This window comes from Streptomyces tricolor (genome assembly GCF_002155905.1).
Lineage (GTDB): Bacteria > Actinomycetota > Actinomycetes > Streptomycetales > Streptomycetaceae > Streptomyces > Streptomyces tricolor.
The window spans coordinates 1-20,344 of sequence record NZ_MUMF01000053.1; the positions used below are offsets into that span (position 1 = coordinate 1).

The window sequence follows — 20,344 nt, forward strand, 5'->3', positions numbered from 1 at the left end:
CACCTCGGCCGCGCCATCCGGTGCAGCAGGGACGCCGTCGTGCCCCGGCCGGGGAGCGTGCCGGCGCGGCCGAGGTGGGGGGTGGAGTTGAGCAGGCCGAAGACGGAGTGGACGGCCGAGCGGGCGGCAGGCTCGGTCAGGCCCGGGTAGACCTCGCGGACCACCTCCACCCACAGCTCGACGTACTGCCGCTGGAGCTGCCGCACCAGCTTGCGGTCGCTGTCGCGCAGGCGGTCCAGCTCGCGGTCGTGCAGGGTGATCAGCGGGCGGTCGTCCAGCGCGAAGTCGATGTGGCCCTCGATCAGGGAGTCGAGGACGCGGGTCGCGGGCACCCCGTCGGCCTCCGCCAGCCGCCGCCTGGCCCCGGTCAGCAGCTGGCCGCTGATGCCGACCAGCAGCTCGGCGAGCATCGCGTCCTTGCCCGGGAAGTGCCGGTAGAGACCGGGCCCGCTGATGCCGACGGCGGCGCCTATCTCGTCGACCCCGACGCCGTGGAAACCGCGCTCGGCGAAGAGCCGGGCGGCCTCCTTCAGGATCTGCTCGCGGCGGGTGGGGGCGTCGGTTCTGCTGGCCATGCAGACAATTCTAGACAGCGAGGTTAGCGCTCGTTAACCTGGAGGAAATGGTTAACGCTCATTAACAGCGGATCACAGGTTCGATCACCGGGTGAGGGGACCGCAGGATGCACGAGGCACCGGAGCTTCACAGCGCGGCAGATCCCGCGTCGGAGGCCTGGCGGGCCAATGAACAAGCCCATCTCGCACTCGTGGAGGAGCTGCGCGGCAAACTGGCCGCGGCGGCCCTCGGCGGCGGCGAGAAGGCACGGGCCCGGCACACCGCGCGCGGCAAGCTGCTGCCGAGGGACAGGGTGGACACGCTGCTCGACGCGGGCTCCCCCTTCCTGGAGCTGGCCCCGCTCGCGGCCGACGGGATGTACGACGGGCAGGCCCCGGCGGCCGGCGTGATCGCCGGCATCGGGCGGGTCAGCGGGCGCGAGTGCGTGATCGTCGCGAACGACGCCACGGTCAAGGGCGGCACGTACTACCCGATGACGGTGAAGAAGCACCTGCGCGCCCAGGAGGTGGCCCTCGACAACCGGCTGCCCTGCGTCTACCTGGTCGACTCCGGCGGCGCCTTCCTGCCGATGCAGGACGAGGTCTTCCCGGACCGGGACCACTTCGGGCGGATCTTCTACAACCAGGCCCGGATGTCGGGCGCGGGCATCCCGCAGATCGCGGCCGTCCTCGGCTCGTGCACGGCCGGCGGGGCGTACGTGCCGGCGATGAGCGACGAGGCCGTGATCGTCCGCGGCCAGGGCACGATCTTCCTGGGCGGGCCGCCCCTGGTGAAGGCGGCCACCGGCGAGGTCGTCACCGCGGAGGAGCTGGGCGGCGGCGAGGTGCACTCCCGCGTCTCCGGGGTCACCGACCACCTCGCCGAGGACGACGCGCACGCCCTCAGGATCGTCCGGAACATCGTGGCCACCCTGCCCGCCCGGCCGTCCCTGCCCTGGGAGGTCCGGCCGTCCGTCGAGCCCAAGGTCGACCCCTACGGGCTCTACGGCGCCGTCCCGGTCGACTCCCGCACCCCCTACGACGTCCGCGAGATCATCGCGCGCGTGGTCGACGGCTCCCGGTTCGCCGAGTTCAAGAGCGAGTTCGGGCAGACCCTGGTCACCGGCTTCGCCCGGATCCACGGCCACCCGGTCGGGATCGTCGCCAACAACGGCATCCTGTTCTCCGAGTCCGCCCAGAAGGGCGCCCACTTCATCGAGCTGTGCGACCAGCGCGGCATCCCGCTGGTGTTCCTTCAGAACATCTCCGGCTTCATGGTGGGCAAGGACTACGAGGCGGGCGGCATCGCCAAGCACGGCGCCAAGATGGTGACGGCGGTGGCGTGCACGCGCGTGCCGAAACTGACGGTCGTCGTCGGCGGCTCCTACGGCGCGGGCAACTACTCGATGTGCGGCCGGGCCTACTCCCCCCGCTTCCTGTGGATGTGGCCCAACGCCAAGATCTCCGTCATGGGCGGCGAGCAGGCCGCCAGCGTCCTCGCCACGGTCAAGCGGGACCAGCTGGAGGCGCGCGGCGAGGAGTGGCCCGCCGAGGACGAGGAGGCCTTCAAGGCGCCCGTCCGCGCGCAGTACGAGCGCCAGGGCAACGCCTACTACGCCACCGCCCGGCTCTGGGACGACGGCGTGATCGACCCGCTGGAGACCCGTCAGGTCCTCGGACTGGCCCTGACGGCCTGCGCCAACGCGCCCCTGGGAGAGCCCCAGTTCGGCGTCTTCCGGATGTGAGGAGGGGAACCGTGTTCGACACAGTGCTGGTGGCCAACCGGGGCGAGATCGCCGTACGCGTCATCCGTACGCTCCGCTCGCTGGGCGTGCGCTCGGTGGCGGTCTTCTCCGACGCCGACGCCGACGCGCGGCACGTCCGGGAGGCCGACACGGCGGTACGGATCGGTCCGGCGCCGGCCGCCGAGAGCTATCTGTCGGTGGAGCGGCTGCTCGACGCCGCCGCCCGCACCGGCGCCCAGGCCGTCCACCCCGGCTACGGCTTCCTCGCCGAGAACGCGGCCTTCGCCCGCGCGTGCGAGGAGGCGGGGCTGGTCTTCATCGGCCCGCCGGCCGAGGCGATCGCGCTCATGGGCGACAAGATCCGGGCCAAGGAGACGGTGCAGGCGGCCGGGGTGCCGGTGGTCCCGGGCGGACGGGACCCCGAACTCGCCGAGGCGGCCCGCCGGCTGGGCGCGCCCGTGCTGCTGAAGCCGTCGGCCGGCGGCGGCGGCAAGGGCATGCGCCTGGTGCGGGACATGACCGTGCTGGAGGACGAGATCGCCGCCGCCCGCCGCGAGGCCCGCGCCTCCTTCGGCGACGACACCCTGCTGGTGGAGCGGTGGATCGACCGGCCCCGGCACATCGAGATCCAGGTGCTGGCCGACGGCCACGGCAACGTGGTCCACCTCGGCGAGCGCGAGTGCTCGCTGCAACGGCGCCACCAGAAGATCATCGAGGAGGCGCCGAGCGTGCTCCTCGACGACGGGACGCGGGCCGCGATGGGCGAGGCGGCCGTGCAGGCGGCCCGCTCGTGCGGGTACCGGGGCGCGGGCACGGTGGAGTTCATCGTCCCGGGCGGCGACCCGTCGCAGTACTACTTCATGGAGATGAACACCCGTCTCCAGGTGGAGCACCCGGTCACCGAACTCGTCACCGGGCTCGACCTGGTGGAGTGGCAGCTGCGGGTGGCGGCCGGGGAGCGGCTGGGCTTCGCGCAGGAGGAGCTGCGGCTGACCGGGCACGCGATCGAGGCCCGGCTCTGCGCGGAGGACCCCTCGCGCGGCTTCCTGCCGTCCGGCGGCACGGTCCTGCTGCTGCGCGAACCCGAGGGCGACGGCATCCGCACCGACTCCGGCCTCAGCGAGGGCACCGAGGTGGGCAGCCTGTACGACCCGATGCTGTCCAAGGTGATCGCCTACGGCCCCGACCGCGAGACGGCGCTGCGCAGGCTGCGGTCGGCCCTCGCGGAGACGGTCACGCTGGGCGTGCCGACCAACGCGGGCTTCCTGCGCCGGCTGCTGGCCCATCCGGCGGTCGTCGCGGGCGAGCTGGACACGGGTCTGGTCGAGCGGGTGGTGGACGAGCTGGTCCCCACCAAGGTGCCGGAGGAGGTCTACGAGGCCGCGGCGGCCGTGCGGCTGGAGGCGCTCCGGCCCCGCGGGGAGGGCTGGACGGACCCCTTCTCGGTGCCGAGCGGCTGGCGCCTGGGCGGCACCCCGAAGCCGCCCGCCTTCCACCTGCGGGTGCAGGACCCGGTGACGTACACCCCCCGGGGCACCCACACCGTCACCGACGACCGGGTGAGCGTCACCCTGGACGGCGTCCGGCACACCTTCCACCGCGCCGGCGACTGGGTCGGCCGGGACGGCGACGCCTGGCAGGTGCGCGACCACGACCCGGTGGCCGCCTCGCTGAGCGGCGCGGCCCACGCGGGCGCCGACTCGCTCACCGCCCCCATGCCGGGCACGGTGACCGTGGTCAAGGTCGCCGTGGGGGACGAGGTGAGCGCCGGGCAGAGCCTGCTGGTGGTGGAGGCGATGAAGATGGAGCACGTCATCTCCGCCCCGCACGCCGGCACGGTCGCCGAGCTGGACGTGTCCCCGGGCAGCACGGTCGCCATGGACCAGGTGCTGGCCGTCATCGCCCCGCACGAGGAGGTGGCGCGGTGACCACCGAGGGACTGCCCATGGTCGTACCGGCCCGGGACCTGCCCCCGCGGGTGCGGATCCACGAGGTCGGCGCGCGCGACGGCCTGCAGAACGAGAAGACGGCCGTACCGACCGGGGTGAAGGCGGAGTTCATCCGCCGGCTGGCCGACGCGGGCCTGACGACGATCGAGGCGACGAGCTTCGTGCACCCCGCGTGGGTGCCCCAGCTGGCGGACGCCGAGGAGCTGTTCCCGCTCGTGCGGGACGTCGGCGCCGATCTGCCGGTGCTGGTGCCCAACCAGCGCGGCCTGGACCGGGCGCTGGCCCTCGGTGCCACGCGGGTCGCGGTGTTCGCCAGCGCCACCGAGTCCTTCGCGAAGGCCAACCTCAACCGCACGCTGGACGAATCCCTCGCGGTGTTCGAGCCGGTGGTGCGGCGCGCCAAGGACGAGGGCGTGCACGTGCGCGGCTATGTGTCGATGTGCTTCGGCGACCCGTGGGAGGGCGCGGTGGCGCCGCAGCAGGTGGCCCGTGTCTGCACGGCCCTGCGGGACATGGGCTGCGACGAGCTGAGCCTCGGCGACACCATCGGCGTGGCCACCCCCGGCCATGTCCGCGAACTGCTCTCCCTGCTGAACCAGCGGGGCGTGCCGACGCCCGCGATCGGCGTGCACTTCCACGACACCTACGGCCAGGCGCTCGCCAACACGCTGGCCGCGCTGCACCACGGCGTGACGACGGTCGACGCGTCCGCCGGGGGCCTCGGCGGCTGCCCGTACGCCAAGTCCGCCACCGGCAACCTCGCCACCGAAGACCTCGTCTGGATGCTGCACGGGCTCGGCATCGAGACGGGGGTCGACCTCGGCCGTCTGACCGCCACCAGCGTGTGGATGGCCGAACAGCTGGGCCGGCCCAGCCCGTCCCGTACCGTCCGCGCTCTCTCCCACAAGGACCAGTGATCAGCATGGACCACCGTCTCAGCCCCGAGCTGGAGGAACTCCGCCGCACGGTGGAGGAGTTCGCGCACGACGTCGTCGCACCGAAGATCGGCGACTTCTACGAGCGGCACGAGTTCCCGTACGAGATCGTCCGCGAGATGGGCCGGATGGGCCTGTTCGGGCTGCCGTTCCCGGAGGAGTACGGCGGGATGGGCGGCGACTACCTGGCGCTCGGCATCGCCCTGGAGGAGCTGGCCCGCGTCGACTCGTCGGTGGCCATCACGCTCGAAGCGGGGGTCTCGCTGGGCGCGATGCCGCTGCACCTGTTCGGCACGGAGGAGCAGAAGCGGGAGTGGCTGCCCCGGCTGTGCGCGGGCGAGATGCTGGGCGCGTTCGGGCTGACGGAGCCGGACGGCGGCAGTGACGCCGGAGCGACGCGCACCACGGCCCGCCTGGACCCGGACACGGACGAATGGGTGATCAACGGCACGAAGTGCTTCATCACCAACTCGGGTACGGACATCACGGGTCTGGTCACGGTCACCGCGGTCACCGGCCGCAAGCCGGACGGCCGCCCGGAGATCTCGGCCATCATCGTCCCGTCCGGCACGCCGGGCTTCACGGTGGCGGCGCCCTACTCGAAGGTCGGCTGGAACGCCTCCGACACCCGCGAACTGTCCTTCCAGGACGTCCGTGTCCCGGCGGCCAACCTGCTGGGCGAACAGGGCCGTGGCTACGCCCAGTTCCTGCGCATCCTGGACGAGGGCCGCATCGCGATCGCCGCCCTCGCCACGGGCCTGGCGCAGGGCTGTGTGGACGAGTCGGTCAAGTACGCCAGGGAACGGCACGCGTTCGGCAGGCCCATCGGCGCCAACCAGGCCATCCAGTTCAAGATCGCCGACATGGAGATGAAGGCCCACACGGCCCGCCTCGCCTGGCGCGACGCGGCGTCCCGGCTGGTCGCGGGCGAACCCTTCAAGAAGGAGGCGGCCGTGGCCAAGCTCTACTCCTCCACGGTCGCCGTCGACAACGCCCGTGACGCCACGCAGATCCACGGCGGTTACGGCTTCATGAACGAGTACCCGGTGGCCCGCATGTGGCGCGACTCCAAGATCCTGGAGATCGGCGAGGGCACGAGCGAGGTCCAGCGCATGCTGATCGCACGGGAGTTGGGCCTGACGGGCTGACGGTCCCACGGGACCGGCGGCACCCGGCCGTCCGGTCCCCCGCCGTCACGGTTCACGCACAGGTTGAACGGGACAACACCTACCCCCTGGACATCAGCTGAGGTTAGGCTAACCTACCCTGGAACTTGTCCGGCGGGCGCTTCGCCCCGTTCGAAAGCAGTCATACCCATGTCCCATGCCCGTGCCACCCACTTCACTCGCCGCGGCCTGCTCGCCGCCGGCGGCGCCCTCGGACTCGGTGCCGCGCTTGCCGCCTGCGGGGACGACAAGGGCAAAGACGGTGACTCGGGCACGGCGGGCAAGGCCGGCAAGTCCGGCCCCTGGTCCTTCAAGGACGACCGCGGTACGACCGTGAAGCGGGACAAGGTCCCCGCGAACATCGTCGCGTTCACCGGCGTCGGCGCCGCGCTGTACGACTACGGCATCCAGGTGAAGGGCGTCTTCGGCCCCACGAAGACCACCGACGGCAAGGCGGACGTCCAGGCCGGCGACATGGACATCAGCAAGCTGACGATCCTGGGCAACGCCTGGGGCCAGTTCAGCATCGAGAAGTACGCCTCCCTCGCCCCGGACGTGCTCATCACCACGATGTTCGACAGCGCCGGCACGCTCTGGTACGTCCCGGAGGAGTCGAAGAAGAAGATCGCCCAGCTGGCCCCCAGCGTCGCCGTCTCCGTCTACGACCGCCAGCTCACCCAGCCGCTGCAGCGCATGTGGGACCTCGCCGAGTCGCTCGGCGCGGACATGAAGGCCGCCAAGGTCACCGACGCGAAGAAGCGGTTCGAGGACGCCGCCGCCCGGCTGCGCGCCGCCGCCAAGGCCAAGCCCGACATCAAGGTGATGGCCGGCAGCGCCAGCGACCAGCTGTTCTACGTCTCCGGCACCAACCTCTCCATCGACCTGGAGTACTTCAAGGCCCTCGGCGTGAACTTCGTGGAGCCGCCGGAGAGCGCCAAGAAGCAGGGCGGCGGCTGGTACGAGTCGCTCAGCTGGGAGAACGTCGACAAGTACAAGGCCGACATCATCATGATGGACGACCGCTCCTCGGCCATCCAGCCGGCCGACATCACCAAGGCCACCTGGAAGAAGCTGCCCGCGGTGAAGGCCGGCCAGGTCATCCCCCGCTCCCCCGAGCCGATCCTGTCGTACGACAAGTGCGTGCCGCTGCTGACGAACCTGGCCGAGGCCCTGGAGAAGGCCAAGAAGGTCAGCTAGGCACTCCGCCGCGAGGGCCGGCCGGAGCGCCGTGGAGCCTCTCGCAGTCGGTGAACTGCCGGCCGTCCGTGGCTGGTCGGGCAGTTCACCGCGCCCCGCCGGGGCGCGACCCCCCAGTTCCCTGAAACAGACTCAGGAGCCACAGATGACGACGGCCGTAGCCGCCCCGTTCCGTTTCTTCTCCCTCCAGGTCGTACGGACGAGGCGGCTCGGTCCGTCTCTGGTCCGGGTCACCTTCGCCGGTCCCGATCTGCACGCCTTCCACTCGCTGGGGCGCGACCAGTCCCTGTCGCTGTTCCTGCCGCACCCGGGGCAGAGCGAGCCCGTCGTCCCGCTGGAGCTGGGCGACGGCTGGTGGCAGGGCTGGCGGGAACTGCCGGACGACGTCCGGGCCGTGATGCGCTCGTACACGCTGCGGGCGCTGCGCCGCGACCCCGACGAGATCGACATCGACTTCGCCCTGCACGGCATAGCGGACGGCGCGGCGCCGGGCGCCACGGCCGCCCCCGCCGGGCCCGCCTCCCGCTGGGCCTCCCGGGCCGCCGCCGGCGACCGGGTGCTGCTGCTCGGGCCGGCCCTCGCCGACAACCGGGCGATCCGCTTCCGCCCGCCGGAGGACACCGGGCTCGTCGTGCTGTGCGGCGACGAGACCGCCGTACCCGCCGCGACCGCGATCCTGGAGTCCCTCCCCGCCGGCACCCGGGCCCGGGTCTGGCTGGAGGTGCCGCACGCCGGGGACATCCAGGACGTGCGCACGGAGGCGGACGCGGAGATCACGTGGCTCGTGCGGCACGACGGGGCTCCCATGGCCGTCGACGCCGTACGGGCCGCCGAACTGCCCGGCACCGAGCGGGCGTACGTGTGGCTCGCGGGCGAGTCCGGGCAGGTGAAGGCGCTGCGGCGGCACTTCGTCGGCGAGCGCGGGGTGGACCGGCGGCGCGTCACCTTCGTCGGCTACTGGCGGCAGGGCATGACGGAGGAGCAGCTCCGGGCCGCGGAGTAAGCCGGGCACACCCGCCCTCCCGTGACGCCCGTCACGGGAGAGGTGTGTCCTGCACCATCCAAGTTAGGTTAGGCTTACCTAAGTTGATCCCGCACGGACCGTCCCCTCGGAGGACCCCCACATGCGCTCGCACCTGCTCAATGGCCTCACCGCGGAGCACTACCGCCGCTCCGTGACCGAAGGAGTCGAGCGGGTGGCGGCCAAACTCGCCACCACCGACCGTCCGTTCACCGGCGTCACCGTGGACGCCCTCGCCCCCACCATCGACGCGATCGACCTGGACCGTCCGCTGGGCGACACCGCCGCCGCGCTGGACGAACTGGAGGACGTCTACCTCCGGGACGCGATCTACTTCCACCACCCCCGCTACCTCGCCCACCTCAACTGCCCGGTCGTCATCCCGGCGGTGCTCGGCGAGGCCGTGCTCTCCGCGGTCAACTCCTCGCTGGACACCTGGGACCAGTCGGCCGGCGGCACCCTCATCGAGCGCAAGCTCATCGACTGGACGGCCGCCCGCATCGGCCTGGGCCCCGCCGCCGACGGCGTCTTCACCTCCGGCGGCACCCAGTCCAACTTCCAGGCGCTCCTCCTCGCCCGGGAGGAGGCCAAGACCGACTCCCTCGCCGACCTGCGGATCTTCGCCTCCGAGGTCAGCCACTTCAGCGTGAAGAAGTCCGCCAAACAGCTGGGTCTCGGGCCGGACGCCGTCGTCGCCATCCCCGTCGACCACGACAAGCGCATGCAGACGGTCGCCCTCGCCCGCGAGCTGGAGCGCTGCGCGAGCGAGGGTCTGGTCCCCATGGCCGTCGTCGCCACCGCCGGCACCACCGACTTCGGCTCGATCGACCCCCTGCCCGAGATCGCCGAGCTGTGCGGCCGGCACGGCGTGTGGATGCACGTGGACGCCGCCTACGGCTGCGGGCTGCTCGCCTCCGTGAAGTACCGGGACCGCATCGACGGCATCGAGCGCGCCGACTCGGTCACCGTCGACTACCACAAGTCCTTCTTCCAGCCGGTCAGTTCCTCCGCCGTGCTGGTCCGGGACGCGGCCACGCTGCGGCACGCCACCTACCACGCGGAGTACCTCAACCCGCGCCGCATGGTGCAGGAACGTATCCCCAACCAGGTGGACAAGTCCCTCCAGACCACCCGCCGCTTCGACGCCCTCAAGCTGTGGATGACGCTGCGCGTGATGGGCGCCGACGGCATCGGCGAACTCTTCGACGAGGTCTGCGACCTCGCCCGGGAGGGCTGGAAGCTGCTCGCCGCCGACCCCCGCTACGACGTCGTCGTCGAGCCCACCCTGTCCACCCTCGTCTTCCGCTACATCCCGGCGGCCGTCACCGACCCGGCCGAGATCGACCGCGCCAACCTCTACGCCCGCAAGGCCCTGTTCGCCTCCGGCGACGCCGTGGTCGCGGGCACCAAGGTGGCCGGCCGCCACTACCTGAAATTCACCCTGCTCAACCCCGAGACCACGACGGCCGACATCGCCGCCGTCCTCGATCTGATCGCCGGCCATGCCGAGCAGTACCTGGGAGAGTCCCTTGACCGCGCGTCCTGAAGCCCCGAACAAGACCTACGACTTCGTGGGGATCGGGCTCGGCCCCTTCAACCTCGGCCTCGCCTGCCTCACCGAGCCGATCGCCGAACTGGACGGCGTCTTCCTGGAGTCCAAGCCCGACTTCGAGTGGCACGCCGGCATGTTCCTGGACGGCGCCCACCTCCAGACCCCGTTCATGTCGGACCTGGTCACCCTGGCCGACCCGACCTCGCCGTACTCCTTCCTGAACTACCTGAAGGAGAAGGGCAGACTGTACTCGTTCTACATCCGGGAGAACTTCTACCCGCTGCGGGTCGAGTACGACGACTACTGCCGCTGGGCCGCGGGCCGGCTGAGCAGCGTCCGCTTCGGCACCACGGTCACCGAGGTGACGTACGAGGACGAGCTGTACGTCGTCCGCACCGAGGCCGGTGACACCTACCGAGCCCGGCACCTGGTCCTCGGCACCGGCACGGCCCCGTTCGTGCCGGAGGCCTGCCAGGGGCTGGGCGGGGACTTCCTGCACAACTCGCAGTACATGCACCGCAAGGCGGAGCTGCAGAAGAAGAAGTCCATCACGATCGTCGGCAGCGGGCAGAGCGCCGCCGAGATCTACTACGAGCTGCTCGCCGAGATCGACGTCCACGGCTACCAGCTCAACTGGGTCACCCGCTCCCCGCGGTTCTTCCCGCTGGAGTACACCAAGCTGACCCTGGAGATGACGTCCCCGGACTACATCGACTACTTCCGGGCGCTGCCCGAGGAGACCCGCTACCGGCTGGAGAAGCAGCAGAAGGGCCTGTTCAAGGGCATCAACTCGGACCTCATCGACTCGATCTTCGACCTGCTGTACCAGAAGAACGTCGAGAGCGGCGACCGTCCGGTGCCCACCCGGCTGCTCACCAACTCCACGCTGCGCACGGCGACGTACCAGGACGGCACGTACACCCTCGGCTTCCGCCAGGACGAGCAGGGCAAGGACTTCGAGATCGGCACCGAGGGCCTGGTCCTGGCCACCGGCTACCACTACACCCCGCCGGCCTTCCTGAACCCCGTCCGGGACCGCCTCCGCTTCGACGGCCACGGCCGCTTCGACGTCGCCCGCAACTACGCCATCGACGTCACCGGCCGCGGTGTCTTCCTGCAGAACGCCGGCGTCCACACGCACAGCATCACCAGCCCCGACCTGGGCATGGGCGCGTACCGGAACTCGTACATCATCCGGGAGCTGCTCGGCACGGAGTACTACCCGGTCGAGAAGTCCATCGCCTTCCAGGAGTTCGCGGTATGACCAGCACCACCATGACCTTCACCTTCCGGCCCGTCGACCCGCTGACCGACGCCGAGCTGCTGCACTCCTGGGTCACCCACCCCAAGGCGGCCTACTGGATGATGCAGGACGCGAAGCTGGAGGACGTCGAGCGCGCCTACATGGAGATCGCGGCGGACGAGCACCACGACGCGCTGCTCGGGCTGCGGGACGGCACGCCCGCGTTCCTGATGGAGAAGTACGACCCCGCGCACCGGGAGCTGGTCGGGCTGTACGAGCCGCGGCCCGGGGACATCGGCATGCACTTCCTCACCCCGGCCACCGACACCCCCGAGCACGGGTTCACCAGGGCGGTCATCACCGCCGTGATGTTCCACCTGTTCGAGGACCCGTCCGTGCAGCGGGTCGTCGTCGAGCCGGACGTCCGCAACACGGCCGTCCACGCCCTGAACGAAGCCGTCGGTTTCGTCGCCGAACGGGAGATCGACAAGCCGGAGAAGCGGGCGCTGCTGAGCTTCTGCACCCGCGAGCAGTTCGAGAAGGCGGTTACCGCATGACCCTCGCCGACGCCGTGGCCCATCTGTCCCCCGAGCGCTGGGCGACCGCCAACCGGCAGCTGGTGCGCAAGGCCCTCGCCGAGTTCGCGCACGAGCGGCTGATCACCCCCGAGGAGGACGGCGGCCAGTACGTCGTCCGCAGCGACGACGGGCTGACCAGCTACCGGTTCACCGCCGTGCGGCGGGCCCTCGACCACTGGCAGATCGACGCCGAGTCGATCACCCGGCACCGTGACGGCGGCGAACTCCCGCTGGCCGCGCTGGACTTCTTCATCGAGCTGAAGGAGTCCCTGGGGCTGAGCGACGAGATCCTGCCGGTGTACCTGGAGGAGATCTCCTCCACCCTGTCGGGCACCTGCTACAAGCTCACCAAGCCGCAGGTGACCTCCGCCGAGCTGGCCCGCAGCGGCTTCCAGGACGTCGAGACCGGGATGACCGAGGGCCACCCGTGCTTCGTCGCCAACAACGGGCGGCTCGGCTTCGGCATCCACGAGTACCTGTCGTACGCGCCGGAGACGGCGAGCCCGGTCCGGCTGGTGTGGCTGGCCGCGCACCGCTCGCGGGCCGCGTTCACGGCCGGTGTCGGGATCGAGTACGAGTCCTTCCTGCGGGACGAGCTGGGCGAGAAGACGGTGGAGCGGTTCCGTGCCGTCCTCACCGACCGGGGCCTGGACCCGGCCGACTACCTGTTCATCCCGGTCCACCCCTGGCAGTGGTGGAACAAGCTCAGCGTCACCTTCGCCGCCGAGGTCGCCCGTGACCTGCTGGTCTGCCTCGGCGAGGGCGACGACGAGTATCTGGCCCAGCAGTCGATCCGCACCTTCTTCAACACCAGCGACCCGCACAAGCACTATGTGAAGACGGCCCTGTCGGTCCTCAACATGGGCTTCATGCGCGGGCTGTCGGCCGCCTACATGGAGGCGACCCCGGCGATCAACGACTGGCTGGCCCAGCTGATCGACAGCGACCCGGTGATGAAGTCCACCGGCCTCACCATCATCCGGGAGCGGGCCGCCGTCGGCTACCGGCACCTGGAGTACGAGCGGGCCACCGACCGCTACTCGCCGTACCGCAAGATGCTGGCCGCGCTGTGGCGGGAGAGCCCGGTGCCCTCGCTGCGCGACGGCGAGACCCTGGCGACGATGGCCTCCCTGCTGCACGTCGACCACCGGGGCGCCTCCCTCGCGGGCGCGCTGATCGAGCGGTCGGGCCTCACCCCGACCGCGTGGCTGCGGCAGTACCTGCGGGCCTACTACACCCCGCTGCTGCACAGCTTCTACGCCTACGACCTGGTGTTCATGCCGCACGGCGAGAACGTCATCCTGGTGCTCCGGGACGGCGCGGTGCAGCGGGCGATCTACAAGGACATCGCCGAGGAGATCGCCGTCATGGACCCGGACGCGGCGCTGCCGCCGGAGGTGCGGCGGATCCGCGTCGAGGTCCCCGAGGAGACGAAGCTGCTGTCGATCTTCACGGACGTCTTCGACTGCTTCTTCCGCTTCCTCGCCGCCCACCTCGCCGCCGAGGGCGTCCTGACGGAGGACGACTTCTGGCGCACGGTCGCCGAGGTCACCCGCGAGTACCAGGAGGCGAACCCCCAGCTGGCCGACAAGTTCCGCCAGTACGACATGTTCGCCCCCGAGTTCGCGCTGTCCTGCCTCAACCGGCTCCAGCTGCGCAACAACAAGCAGATGGTGGACCTCGCCGACCCGTCCGGCGCGCTCCAGCTGGTCGGCACCCTTCCGAACCCGATCGCCGGGTTCTGACGGCCCCGAGGGCCGCACCGACCTGACGGGCACCCCGGAGTACGGTCCTCCGGGGTGCCCGTCGGCCTGCGGTCAGCGCGCCGGCCAGGGCACCTGCGGCGACCGGTAGTAGCGGATGCCGAGGGCGTCCCAGCGCGGGCCCTGCGCGGCCAGCCGCACCTTGTAGGCGTTCCAGTCGTGGGTGGCCGCCGGCGACCAGCCCAGCTCCGCCGCGCCGGCGAGCCGCGGGAACGCCATGTACTCCAGGCCGGCGGACGTGGCGAGGGTCTCGGTCCACAGCGGCGCCTCGACGCCCCGGACCGCCCCACCCGGTACGCCGGGCAGGTACGCGCCGGGGTTCCAGTCGTAGGAGCGTCTCACCTCCACCAGGCCCGCCCACTTCGTGCCCGGCCGGGTGGCGCTCGTGTACTTCATGTCCAGGTAGATCCGGTCGGCCGGGGACAGGATCAGGCCCGTGCCGTTCCGGGCGGCCTGCGCGACCTGCTCCTTCTCCGCCGCGGCGGTGCCGTCCAGGCCCCAGTACTGGGCGAGGGCGCCCCGGGCGGGGTGCGCGCCGGTGAGCTGGTGCCAGCCGATGACCGTCTTGCCGTACCGGGCGACGACCGGCTGCACCCGGTCCATGAACCGGACGTAGTCGGTGTGGCTGGTGGAGTGCGCCTCGTCGCCGCCGATGTGCAGGTAGCGGCCGGGGGTGAGGGCGGCCAGCTCCCGGATCACGTCGTCCACGAAGTCGTAGGTGACCTCCTTGGGCACGCACAGCGAGCTGAAGCCGACCTGGGTGCCGGTGTACAGCGGGGGTGCCACGCCGTCGCAGTTGAGCCGGGCGTACGAGGCGAGGGCCGCGTTGGTGTGGCCGGGCATGTCGATCTCGGGCACGACCTCCAGGTAGCGGGAGGCCGCGTAGCGGACGATCTCCCGGTAGTCGGCCTTGGTGTAGAAGCCGCCCCGGCCGCCGCCGACCTGAGTGGAGCCGCCGTAGGAGGCCAGGCGCGGCCAGGAGTCGACGGCGATGCGCCAGCCCTGGTCGTCGCTGAGGTGCAGATGCAGCTCGTTGACCTTGTAGAGCGCCACCTGGTCGATGTAGCGCTTGACCTGGGCGACCGTGAAGAAGTGCCGGGAGACGTCCAGCATGGCGCCCCGGTAGGCGTAGCGGGGGCGGTCCTGGACGGTGCCGCCGGCGATCTGCCAGGGCCCGGGCTGGACGGTCTTCCGCTCGACGGACGCCGGGAGGAGCTGACGCAGCGTCTGGACGCCGTGGAAGAGCCCGGCGGGGGTGCGTGCGGTGAGGGTCACTCCGCCGGCGCCGCTCGTCAGCCGGTACCCCTCGGCGCCGAAGTCGCCGCTCGCCAGGCGGAGCCGGATGCCTCCGGTGCCGCGGTCGGTGACCGGCAGCGGGTAGCCGGTGGCCGGACGCAGCAGGCCGGCCAGGTAGGTGCCGATCCGGCGGACCTCGGCGGGGCCGTCGGCCCGGACCCGGGTCGTGCGGGTGATGCGGTACGGCGTCCCGCCCGGGGTGACCGAGGCCGGCGCCGGGACCACCCGGTGCAGCGGAGTGGGGGCGGCGGCCTGTGCGGTGGGGGCCGGGCCGAGGCTGAGGCCGCCGGCCGCGGCGAGCAGCAGCAGGCAGCCGAGGACGCGGGGGGTTCGGGGAGTCGTGCTGTGGTGCCGTCTCACATGCGCTCCCTTCGGAGGGGGTCGACCGTCGGACGAGTTGACGTCCGCCTTGGTCGAGACCACTGTCCCGCAGATCGGGTGGAAGAATCCCCGCATGGCGGAAATCATCCAGAAGGACGGGACCTGGGCGTTCGACGGCGACGCCCTGCGGATCACCCCGGGCCGGGACAAGAACGTGGGCCTCCTCCGCCGCGAGCTGGGCGAACTCGTCGTGCCGCTCGGGGCGTTGGCCGGGATCTCGTTCGAGCAGGGCCGGAAGTCGGGGCGGCTCAGGCTGCGGCTGCGCGACGGCGCCGATCCGCTGTTGCAGGCCACCGCCGGCCGGCTCGCCGAGGCGCACGACCCGTATCAGCTGGCCGTGGAGTCCGACCGGTACGGCGTCGCCGAGTACGTCTCCGACGAGGTGCGCAACGCGCTCCTGCTGGACGGGGTTTCCCCGGACCCGGTCACCGAGTACCTGCTGCCGGGGCCGTCGCTGCCGGTGTCCGTCTCGGCCGGGGACGGCACGGCGGGCTTCGACGGGGAGCGGGTGCGGCTGGAGTGGAACTGGAAGACGGAGGACGCCAAGGCCTCCGCCGGTCCGCGCACGATCCCCCTCGCGGACATCACCGGCGTGGAGTGGCAGCCGGCGGCCGGTCTGGAGAACGGGCACCTGCGGTTCCTCGTGCGCGGCGCCCCGGCCGGCGTGCCGCCCAAGTACGACCCGAACGCGGTCGAGCTGTGGGGCTTCAAGAAGGATCCGCTGATGGCCCTCGTCGCGGCGGCCGTGCAGGCGCGCCTGCCGCATCCCTCGGCCGCCGGGACGGACGTACCGGAGATCCCGTCGCAGCGGGTCACGGAGCCGGCCGGGGACGACCACGACGTGCTGCTGCGCCGGCTGCGCGAGCTGGGCGAGCTGCACCGCGACGGGGTGCTGACGGACGAGGAGTTCACACTGGCCAAGCAGGCGGTCCTCAAACGCCTGTGAGGACCGCCTGCGCGGGGGGCTACTTGGCCGTGCGGGACACCGTGAAGTGGTCGATGCGGTCGCCGGTCTCGGCGATGCCCGACACCTTCAGCGTGGTCTGCCGGCCCTTCGGGGCGGGCGTGACGTCCACGCGCAGGAAGGAGTAGTCGAGGTAGCGCACCCGGGACCAGGCGACGGTCTCGTCGACCTTGCCCTCCTTGGTGTTGACGAAGGAGGCGACCGAGTCGGTCTCGTGCTCGTGGCCCTCGTAGGAGTCCGGGGCGGAGAAGGCGTACAGGCTGCGGCCGGCCGCGCCCGCGGTGACGTACACCACACCGTCGGTCTCGGGGTAGGCGGTGCCGCCGATCGGCAGCTTCTTGGCGACCTCGCCCGCCTTGATGACGTCGGTGCGCTCGTACTGGTGGTTGTGGCCGTTGATGACCAGGTCCACCGTGTACTTCTCGAACAGCGGCACCCACTCCTGGCGCACCCCGCCCTCGGAGGCGTGGGCGGTGGAGGTGCAGTAGGCGCAGTGGTGGAAGAAGACGACGATGAAGTCCACGTCCTTGGCGGCGCGGAACTTCTTCAGCTGGCCTTCGAGCCATTTCGTCTGGGTTCCGCCGGAGATGCCCAGGTTCGCCGGGATCTCGAAGGAGATGTCGTTGGCGTCGAGCGAGATGACCGCCGTATTGCCGTAGACGAAGGAGTAGACGCCCGGCAGGTTCTTCCTGTCGGGGCCGTTGTCCGGGAGGTTCCAGCGGGCCTCCTCGCCGCCGTAGCCGTTGGGCGAGTACCAGGCCTCCATGTCGTGGTTGCCGTACGCGGGCATCCACGGGACCTGCTTGGCGACCGACTCGGTCTGGTGCAGGAACTGGTCCCAGGTGCGCGCGTCGAACCCGGTGTCGGTGGTCTTGCCCGCGCCGGACGGGTCGCCGTAGGCGATGTCGCCGGCGTGCAGGTGGAAGGCCGGGTTCTGGCCGAGGATCAGGGCGTTGTTGGCCAGGCCGTGGTAGCCGACGCCCTCGTCGCCGAAGGCGGTGAAGGTGAACGGCGCCTTGTGGGCGGGGGCGGTGGTGAAGGTGCCCAGGGTGCCCGCCAGGTGCGGCTGCGCCGGGTCGAAGCCCTGGTGGCCGACGCCGTAGTAGTACGTCCGGCCGGGGCGCAGGCGGGTCAGCGCGGCGTGCAGGTAGTACTGGGTGTGGTCGCCGCTCGCGCCGACGCCGGCCGGGGTGTACAGGGTGCGGACCTCGGCCTCGATCCTGCGGGACAGGTCCCAGGGGTGGGCGCCGATGCGGATGAACGGCTTCTTGACGGCGACCGGGACCTGCCAGGAGACGGTGACCTCCGTGCGCGGGTCGTTGCCCCAGGCCAGGTGGCGGCCGAAGGGGGCGACGAGGGAGCCGTCGACCGCCGCGGCGGCGGACCCGGCCGGCCGGGTCGGCACGGCGGCCCGGGCGGCGGCACCCGGCACGAACGCGCCCCCGGCGACGGCCCCCAGGGTGACGGCGCCGCCCCTGATCATGGTGCGCCGCGAGAACGTGGCACGCAGGTACTCATGCTGCTCGGCGATGCTCATGCGCGCGGCCAGCCGCTCGGGTACGCCCATACGAGGAATGTCCATGGCCACTGAAACTCGTCGGCTCGGGCAACGAGATGCAGGACGGCGGATGGACAGCTCGCGAACAGAGCGCCATGAGAGTTTCAACAGCCGTCTGCCCGGAATCGGGCACGATTCTTGCGAAAGATTCGCTCGTACTCCAGGATCTACCGGGTGCACGACGAACTTGTTGATCATCTGACGCGGTCCACGCCCCTCAGCCGGGGCGAGGCGCTGCGCGTGGTCCAGGACGTGCTCGCCTACTTCGACGAGACGACCCAGGAGTACGTCCGTCGCCGCCACCGCGAACTCCAGGCCCAGGGCCTGGTGAACGCGGAGATCTTCGAACGGATCGAGGCGGACCTGAAATACCGGGCGGTGGCGCCGCCGGAGCTGACGCTCAGGCAGCTGCGCCGCATGGTCTACGGCTGAGACCAGCCGGTACCTGACCAGCGACAGCCGGACCAGCGACAGCCAAAGGGATACCTCTATATATGTGCGGAATTGTCGGATACATCGGGAAGCGTGACGTCGCCCCTCTCCTGCTGGAGGGCCTGCAGCGGCTGGAGTACCGCGGCTACGACTCCGCGGGCATCGTCGTCACCTCCCCGAAGACGCCCGGCCTGAAGATGGTCAAGGCCAAGGGCCGGGTGCGCGACCTGGAGGCCAAGGTCCCGGCGCGCTTCAAGGGCACCACCGGCATCGCCCACACCCGCTGGGCCACCCACGGCGCCCCCTCCGACGTGAACGCCCACCCGCACATGTCGGCCGACAACAAGGTCGCCGTCGTCCACAACGGCATCATCGACAACGCCGCCGACCTGCGCCGCAAGCTGGAGGCGGACGGCGTCGAGTTCCTCTCCGAGACCGACACCGAGGTCCTCGTCCACCTGATCGCCCGCTCGCAGGCCGAGAAGCTGGAGGACAAGGTCCGCGAGACCCTGCGGGTGGTCGAGGGCACCTACGGCATCGCGGTGATGCACGCCGACTTCTCCGACCGCATCGTGGTGGCCCGCAACGGCTCCCCGGTCGTCCTCGGCATCGGCGGGAAGGAGATGTTCGTCGCCTCCGACATCGCCGCCCTGGTCGCCCACACCCGGCAGATAGTGACCCTCGACGACGGCGAGATGGCCACCCTCAAGGCCGACGACTTCCGGACGTACACCACCGAGGGCACCCGCACCTCGTCCGAGCCGACCACCGTGGAGTGGGAGGCGGCGTCGTACGACATGGGCGGCCACGACACCTACATGCACAAGGAGATCCACGAGCAGGCCGACGCCGTCGACCGCGTGCTGCGCGGCCGTATCGACGACCGGTTCTCCACCGTGCACCTCGGCGGCCTCAACCTGGACGCCCGCGAGGCCCGGCGGATCCGCCGGGTGAAGATCCTCGGCTGCGGCACCTCGTACCACGCGGGCATGATCGGCGCCCAGATGATCGAGGAGCTGGCCCGCATCCCCGCCGACGCCGAACCCGCCTCCGAGTTCCGCTACCGCAACCCGGTGGTCGACCCCGACACCCTGTACATCGCGGTCTCCCAGTCCGGTGAGACGTACGACGTCCTGGCCGCCGTCCAGGAGCTGAAGCGCAAGGGCGCGCGGGTCCTCGGCGTGGTCAACGTGGTCGGCTCGGCGATCGCCCGCGAGGCCGACGGCGGCATCTACGTGCACGCCGGCCCCGAGGTCTGCGTCGTCTCGACCAAGTGCTTCACCAACACCACGGTCGCCTTCGCCCTGCTCGCCCTGCACCTGGGCCGCACCCGCGACCTCTCGGTCCGCGACGGCAAGCGGATCATCGAGGGCCTGCGCAAGCTGCCCGAGCAGATCACCGAGATCCTCAAGCAGGAGGAGACCGTCAAGGAGCTGGCGGAGAGCTACGCCGACGCCCGCTCGATGCTCTTCATCGGCCGTGTCCGGGGCTACCCGGTGGCCCGCGAGGCCTCCCTGAAGCTCAAGGAGGTCTCCTACATCCACGCCGAGGCCTACCCCGCCTCCGAGCTGAAGCACGGCCCGCTGGCCCTCATCGAGCCGGCCCTCCCCACGGTCGCGATCGTCCCCGACGACGACCTGCTGGAGAAGAACCGCGCGGCCCTGGAGGAGATCAAGGCCCGCGAGGGCAAGATCCTGGCGGTGGCCCACCAGCACCAGGAGAAGGCGGACCAGACGATCATCGTCCCGAAGAACGAGGACGAGCTGGACCCCATCCTGATGGGCATCCCCCTCCAGCTCCTGGCGTACCACACGGCGAAGGCCCTGGGCCGGGACATCGACAAGCCGCGCAACCTCGCCAAGTCGGTGACGGTGGAATAAGGCATCCCGAAGGGGGAACCCCCACGTGCGCCACCAGAACACGTGGGGGTCCTCCCCGTGCCGCTAGGTGTCGGCCGGCGGCCGTCACCCCCCGGCCGGCGGCACGGTGCGGTGACCGGTATATGCCCTT

At 71.1% G+C, this 20,344-nt stretch carries 16 protein-coding genes; 13 read left to right on the forward strand and 3 right to left on the reverse strand.

Annotation, left to right across the window (positions count from 1 at the left end):
• Positions 1–575: SACE_7040 family transcriptional regulator (locus tag CCN44_RS04295; protein ID WP_107502044.1), on the reverse strand; the 575-nt coding region annotated here is incomplete at its 3' end.
• Positions 576–682: 107 nt separating this feature from the next.
• On the opposite strand from CCN44_RS04295, the gene CCN44_RS04300 reads away from it, so the two are divergent.
• The 10 genes from CCN44_RS04300 to CCN44_RS04345 all read left to right on the forward strand — a co-directional run bounded on the left by CCN44_RS04300 (position 683) and on the right by CCN44_RS04345 (position 13,685).
• Positions 683–2,299: a carboxyl transferase domain-containing protein gene (locus tag CCN44_RS04300; RefSeq protein ID WP_059249690.1), complete on the forward strand. Its 1,617-nt coding sequence runs from the start codon at positions 683–685 to the stop codon at positions 2,297–2,299.
• An 11-nt stretch (positions 2,300–2,310) separates the two neighbouring features.
• Positions 2,311–4,227, forward strand: a complete 1,917-nt coding sequence (locus CCN44_RS04305; RefSeq protein WP_059249691.1) for an acetyl/propionyl/methylcrotonyl-CoA carboxylase subunit alpha — start codon at positions 2,311–2,313, stop codon at positions 4,225–4,227.
• A complete protein-coding gene (locus CCN44_RS04310) occupies positions 4,224–5,165 on the forward strand; it encodes a hydroxymethylglutaryl-CoA lyase (RefSeq protein ID WP_086696889.1) in 942 nt (313 codons plus the stop codon). The genes CCN44_RS04305 and CCN44_RS04310 overlap by 4 nt, the downstream gene beginning before the upstream one ends.
• 5 nt (positions 5,166–5,170) lie before the next feature.
• Positions 5,171–6,331, forward strand: a complete 1,161-nt coding sequence (locus CCN44_RS04315; RefSeq protein WP_059255002.1) for an acyl-CoA dehydrogenase family protein — start codon at positions 5,171–5,173, stop codon at positions 6,329–6,331.
• A gap of 168 nt (positions 6,332–6,499) precedes the next feature.
• Entirely contained in the window at positions 6,500–7,546 is a 1,047-nt protein-coding gene (locus CCN44_RS04320; protein WP_086696890.1) for an ABC transporter substrate-binding protein, read from the forward strand.
• Between the two features lie 145 nt (positions 7,547–7,691).
• The gene (locus tag CCN44_RS04325; RefSeq protein ID WP_086696891.1) at positions 7,692–8,549 is read left to right on the forward strand and encodes a siderophore-interacting protein; all 858 of its coding nucleotides are present in this window, start codon (positions 7,692–7,694) and stop codon (positions 8,547–8,549) included.
• 121 nt (positions 8,550–8,670) lie between these two features.
• Complete coding sequence (desA, locus tag CCN44_RS04330; RefSeq protein ID WP_059249695.1) at positions 8,671–10,113, forward strand: lysine decarboxylase DesA; 1,443 nt, start codon at positions 8,671–8,673, stop codon at positions 10,111–10,113.
• The gene (locus tag CCN44_RS04335; protein WP_086696892.1) at positions 10,097–11,383 is read left to right on the forward strand and encodes a lysine N(6)-hydroxylase/L-ornithine N(5)-oxygenase family protein; all 1,287 of its coding nucleotides are present in this window, start codon (positions 10,097–10,099) and stop codon (positions 11,381–11,383) included. The genes desA and CCN44_RS04335 overlap by 17 nt, the downstream gene beginning before the upstream one ends.
• Positions 11,380–11,919, forward strand: a complete 540-nt coding sequence (locus tag CCN44_RS04340; protein WP_059249697.1) for a GNAT family N-acetyltransferase — start codon at positions 11,380–11,382, stop codon at positions 11,917–11,919. Before CCN44_RS04335 ends, CCN44_RS04340 begins: the two co-directional genes overlap by 4 nt.
• Positions 11,916–13,685: an IucA/IucC family protein gene (locus CCN44_RS04345; protein WP_086696893.1), complete on the forward strand. Its 1,770-nt coding sequence runs from the start codon at positions 11,916–11,918 to the stop codon at positions 13,683–13,685. The genes CCN44_RS04340 and CCN44_RS04345 overlap by 4 nt, the downstream gene beginning before the upstream one ends.
• Positions 13,686–13,757: 72 nt before the next feature.
• Here the strand turns inward: CCN44_RS04345 and CCN44_RS04350 are convergent, their stop codons facing one another.
• Positions 13,758–15,359 carry a beta-N-acetylhexosaminidase gene (locus CCN44_RS04350; protein ID WP_086696894.1) on the reverse strand — a complete coding sequence of 534 codons (1,602 nt, stop codon included), beginning with the start codon at positions 15,357–15,359 and terminating at the stop codon, positions 13,758–13,760.
• A 94-nt stretch (positions 15,360–15,453) separates the two neighbouring features.
• Between CCN44_RS04350 and CCN44_RS04355 the strand changes: the two genes are divergently transcribed.
• Positions 15,454–16,326 carry a DUF4429 domain-containing protein gene (locus tag CCN44_RS04355; RefSeq protein ID WP_059249700.1) on the forward strand — a complete coding sequence of 291 codons (873 nt, stop codon included), beginning with the start codon at positions 15,454–15,456 and terminating at the stop codon, positions 16,324–16,326.
• 19 nt (positions 16,327–16,345) lie between these two features.
• Here CCN44_RS04355 and CCN44_RS04360 read toward each other — a convergent pair whose 3' ends face one another.
• Positions 16,346–17,911: a purple acid phosphatase family protein gene (locus tag CCN44_RS04360; protein ID WP_208639705.1), complete on the reverse strand. Its 1,566-nt coding sequence runs from the start codon at positions 17,909–17,911 to the stop codon at positions 16,346–16,348.
• 165 nt (positions 17,912–18,076) lie between these two features.
• Here CCN44_RS04360 and CCN44_RS04365 point away from each other — a divergent pair, with 165 nt between their 5' ends.
• Complete coding sequence (locus tag CCN44_RS04365; protein ID WP_059249702.1) at positions 18,077–18,334, forward strand: hypothetical protein; 258 nt, start codon at positions 18,077–18,079, stop codon at positions 18,332–18,334.
• A gap of 62 nt (positions 18,335–18,396) precedes the next feature.
• A complete protein-coding gene (glmS, locus tag CCN44_RS04370; RefSeq protein ID WP_086696896.1) occupies positions 18,397–20,214 on the forward strand; it encodes a glutamine--fructose-6-phosphate transaminase (isomerizing) in 1,818 nt (605 codons plus the stop codon).
• Positions 20,215–20,344: the final 130 nt, after the last annotated feature.

Coding starts and splice junctions, on each gene's coding strand:
- CCN44_RS04300 (WP_059249690.1), top strand. CDS start 683: ATGCACGAGGCACCGGAGCTTCACAGCGCGGCAGATCCCGCGTCGGAG.
- CCN44_RS04315 (WP_059255002.1), top strand. CDS start 5,171: ATGGACCACCGTCTCAGCCCCGAGCTGGAGGAACTCCGCCGCACGGTG.
- CCN44_RS04320 (WP_086696890.1), top strand. CDS start 6,500: ATGTCCCATGCCCGTGCCACCCACTTCACTCGCCGCGGCCTGCTCGCC.
- CCN44_RS04325 (WP_086696891.1), top strand. CDS start 7,692: ATGACGACGGCCGTAGCCGCCCCGTTCCGTTTCTTCTCCCTCCAGGTC.
- desA (WP_059249695.1), top strand. CDS start 8,671: ATGCGCTCGCACCTGCTCAATGGCCTCACCGCGGAGCACTACCGCCGC.
- CCN44_RS04340 (WP_059249697.1), top strand. CDS start 11,380: ATGACCAGCACCACCATGACCTTCACCTTCCGGCCCGTCGACCCGCTG.
- CCN44_RS04345 (WP_086696893.1), top strand. CDS start 11,916: ATGACCCTCGCCGACGCCGTGGCCCATCTGTCCCCCGAGCGCTGGGCG.
- CCN44_RS04355 (WP_059249700.1), top strand. CDS start 15,454: ATGGCGGAAATCATCCAGAAGGACGGGACCTGGGCGTTCGACGGCGAC.
- CCN44_RS04360 (WP_208639705.1), bottom strand. CDS start 17,911: ATGGGCGTACCCGAGCGGCTGGCCGCGCGCATGAGCATCGCCGAGCAG.
- glmS (WP_086696896.1), top strand. CDS start 18,397: ATGTGCGGAATTGTCGGATACATCGGGAAGCGTGACGTCGCCCCTCTC.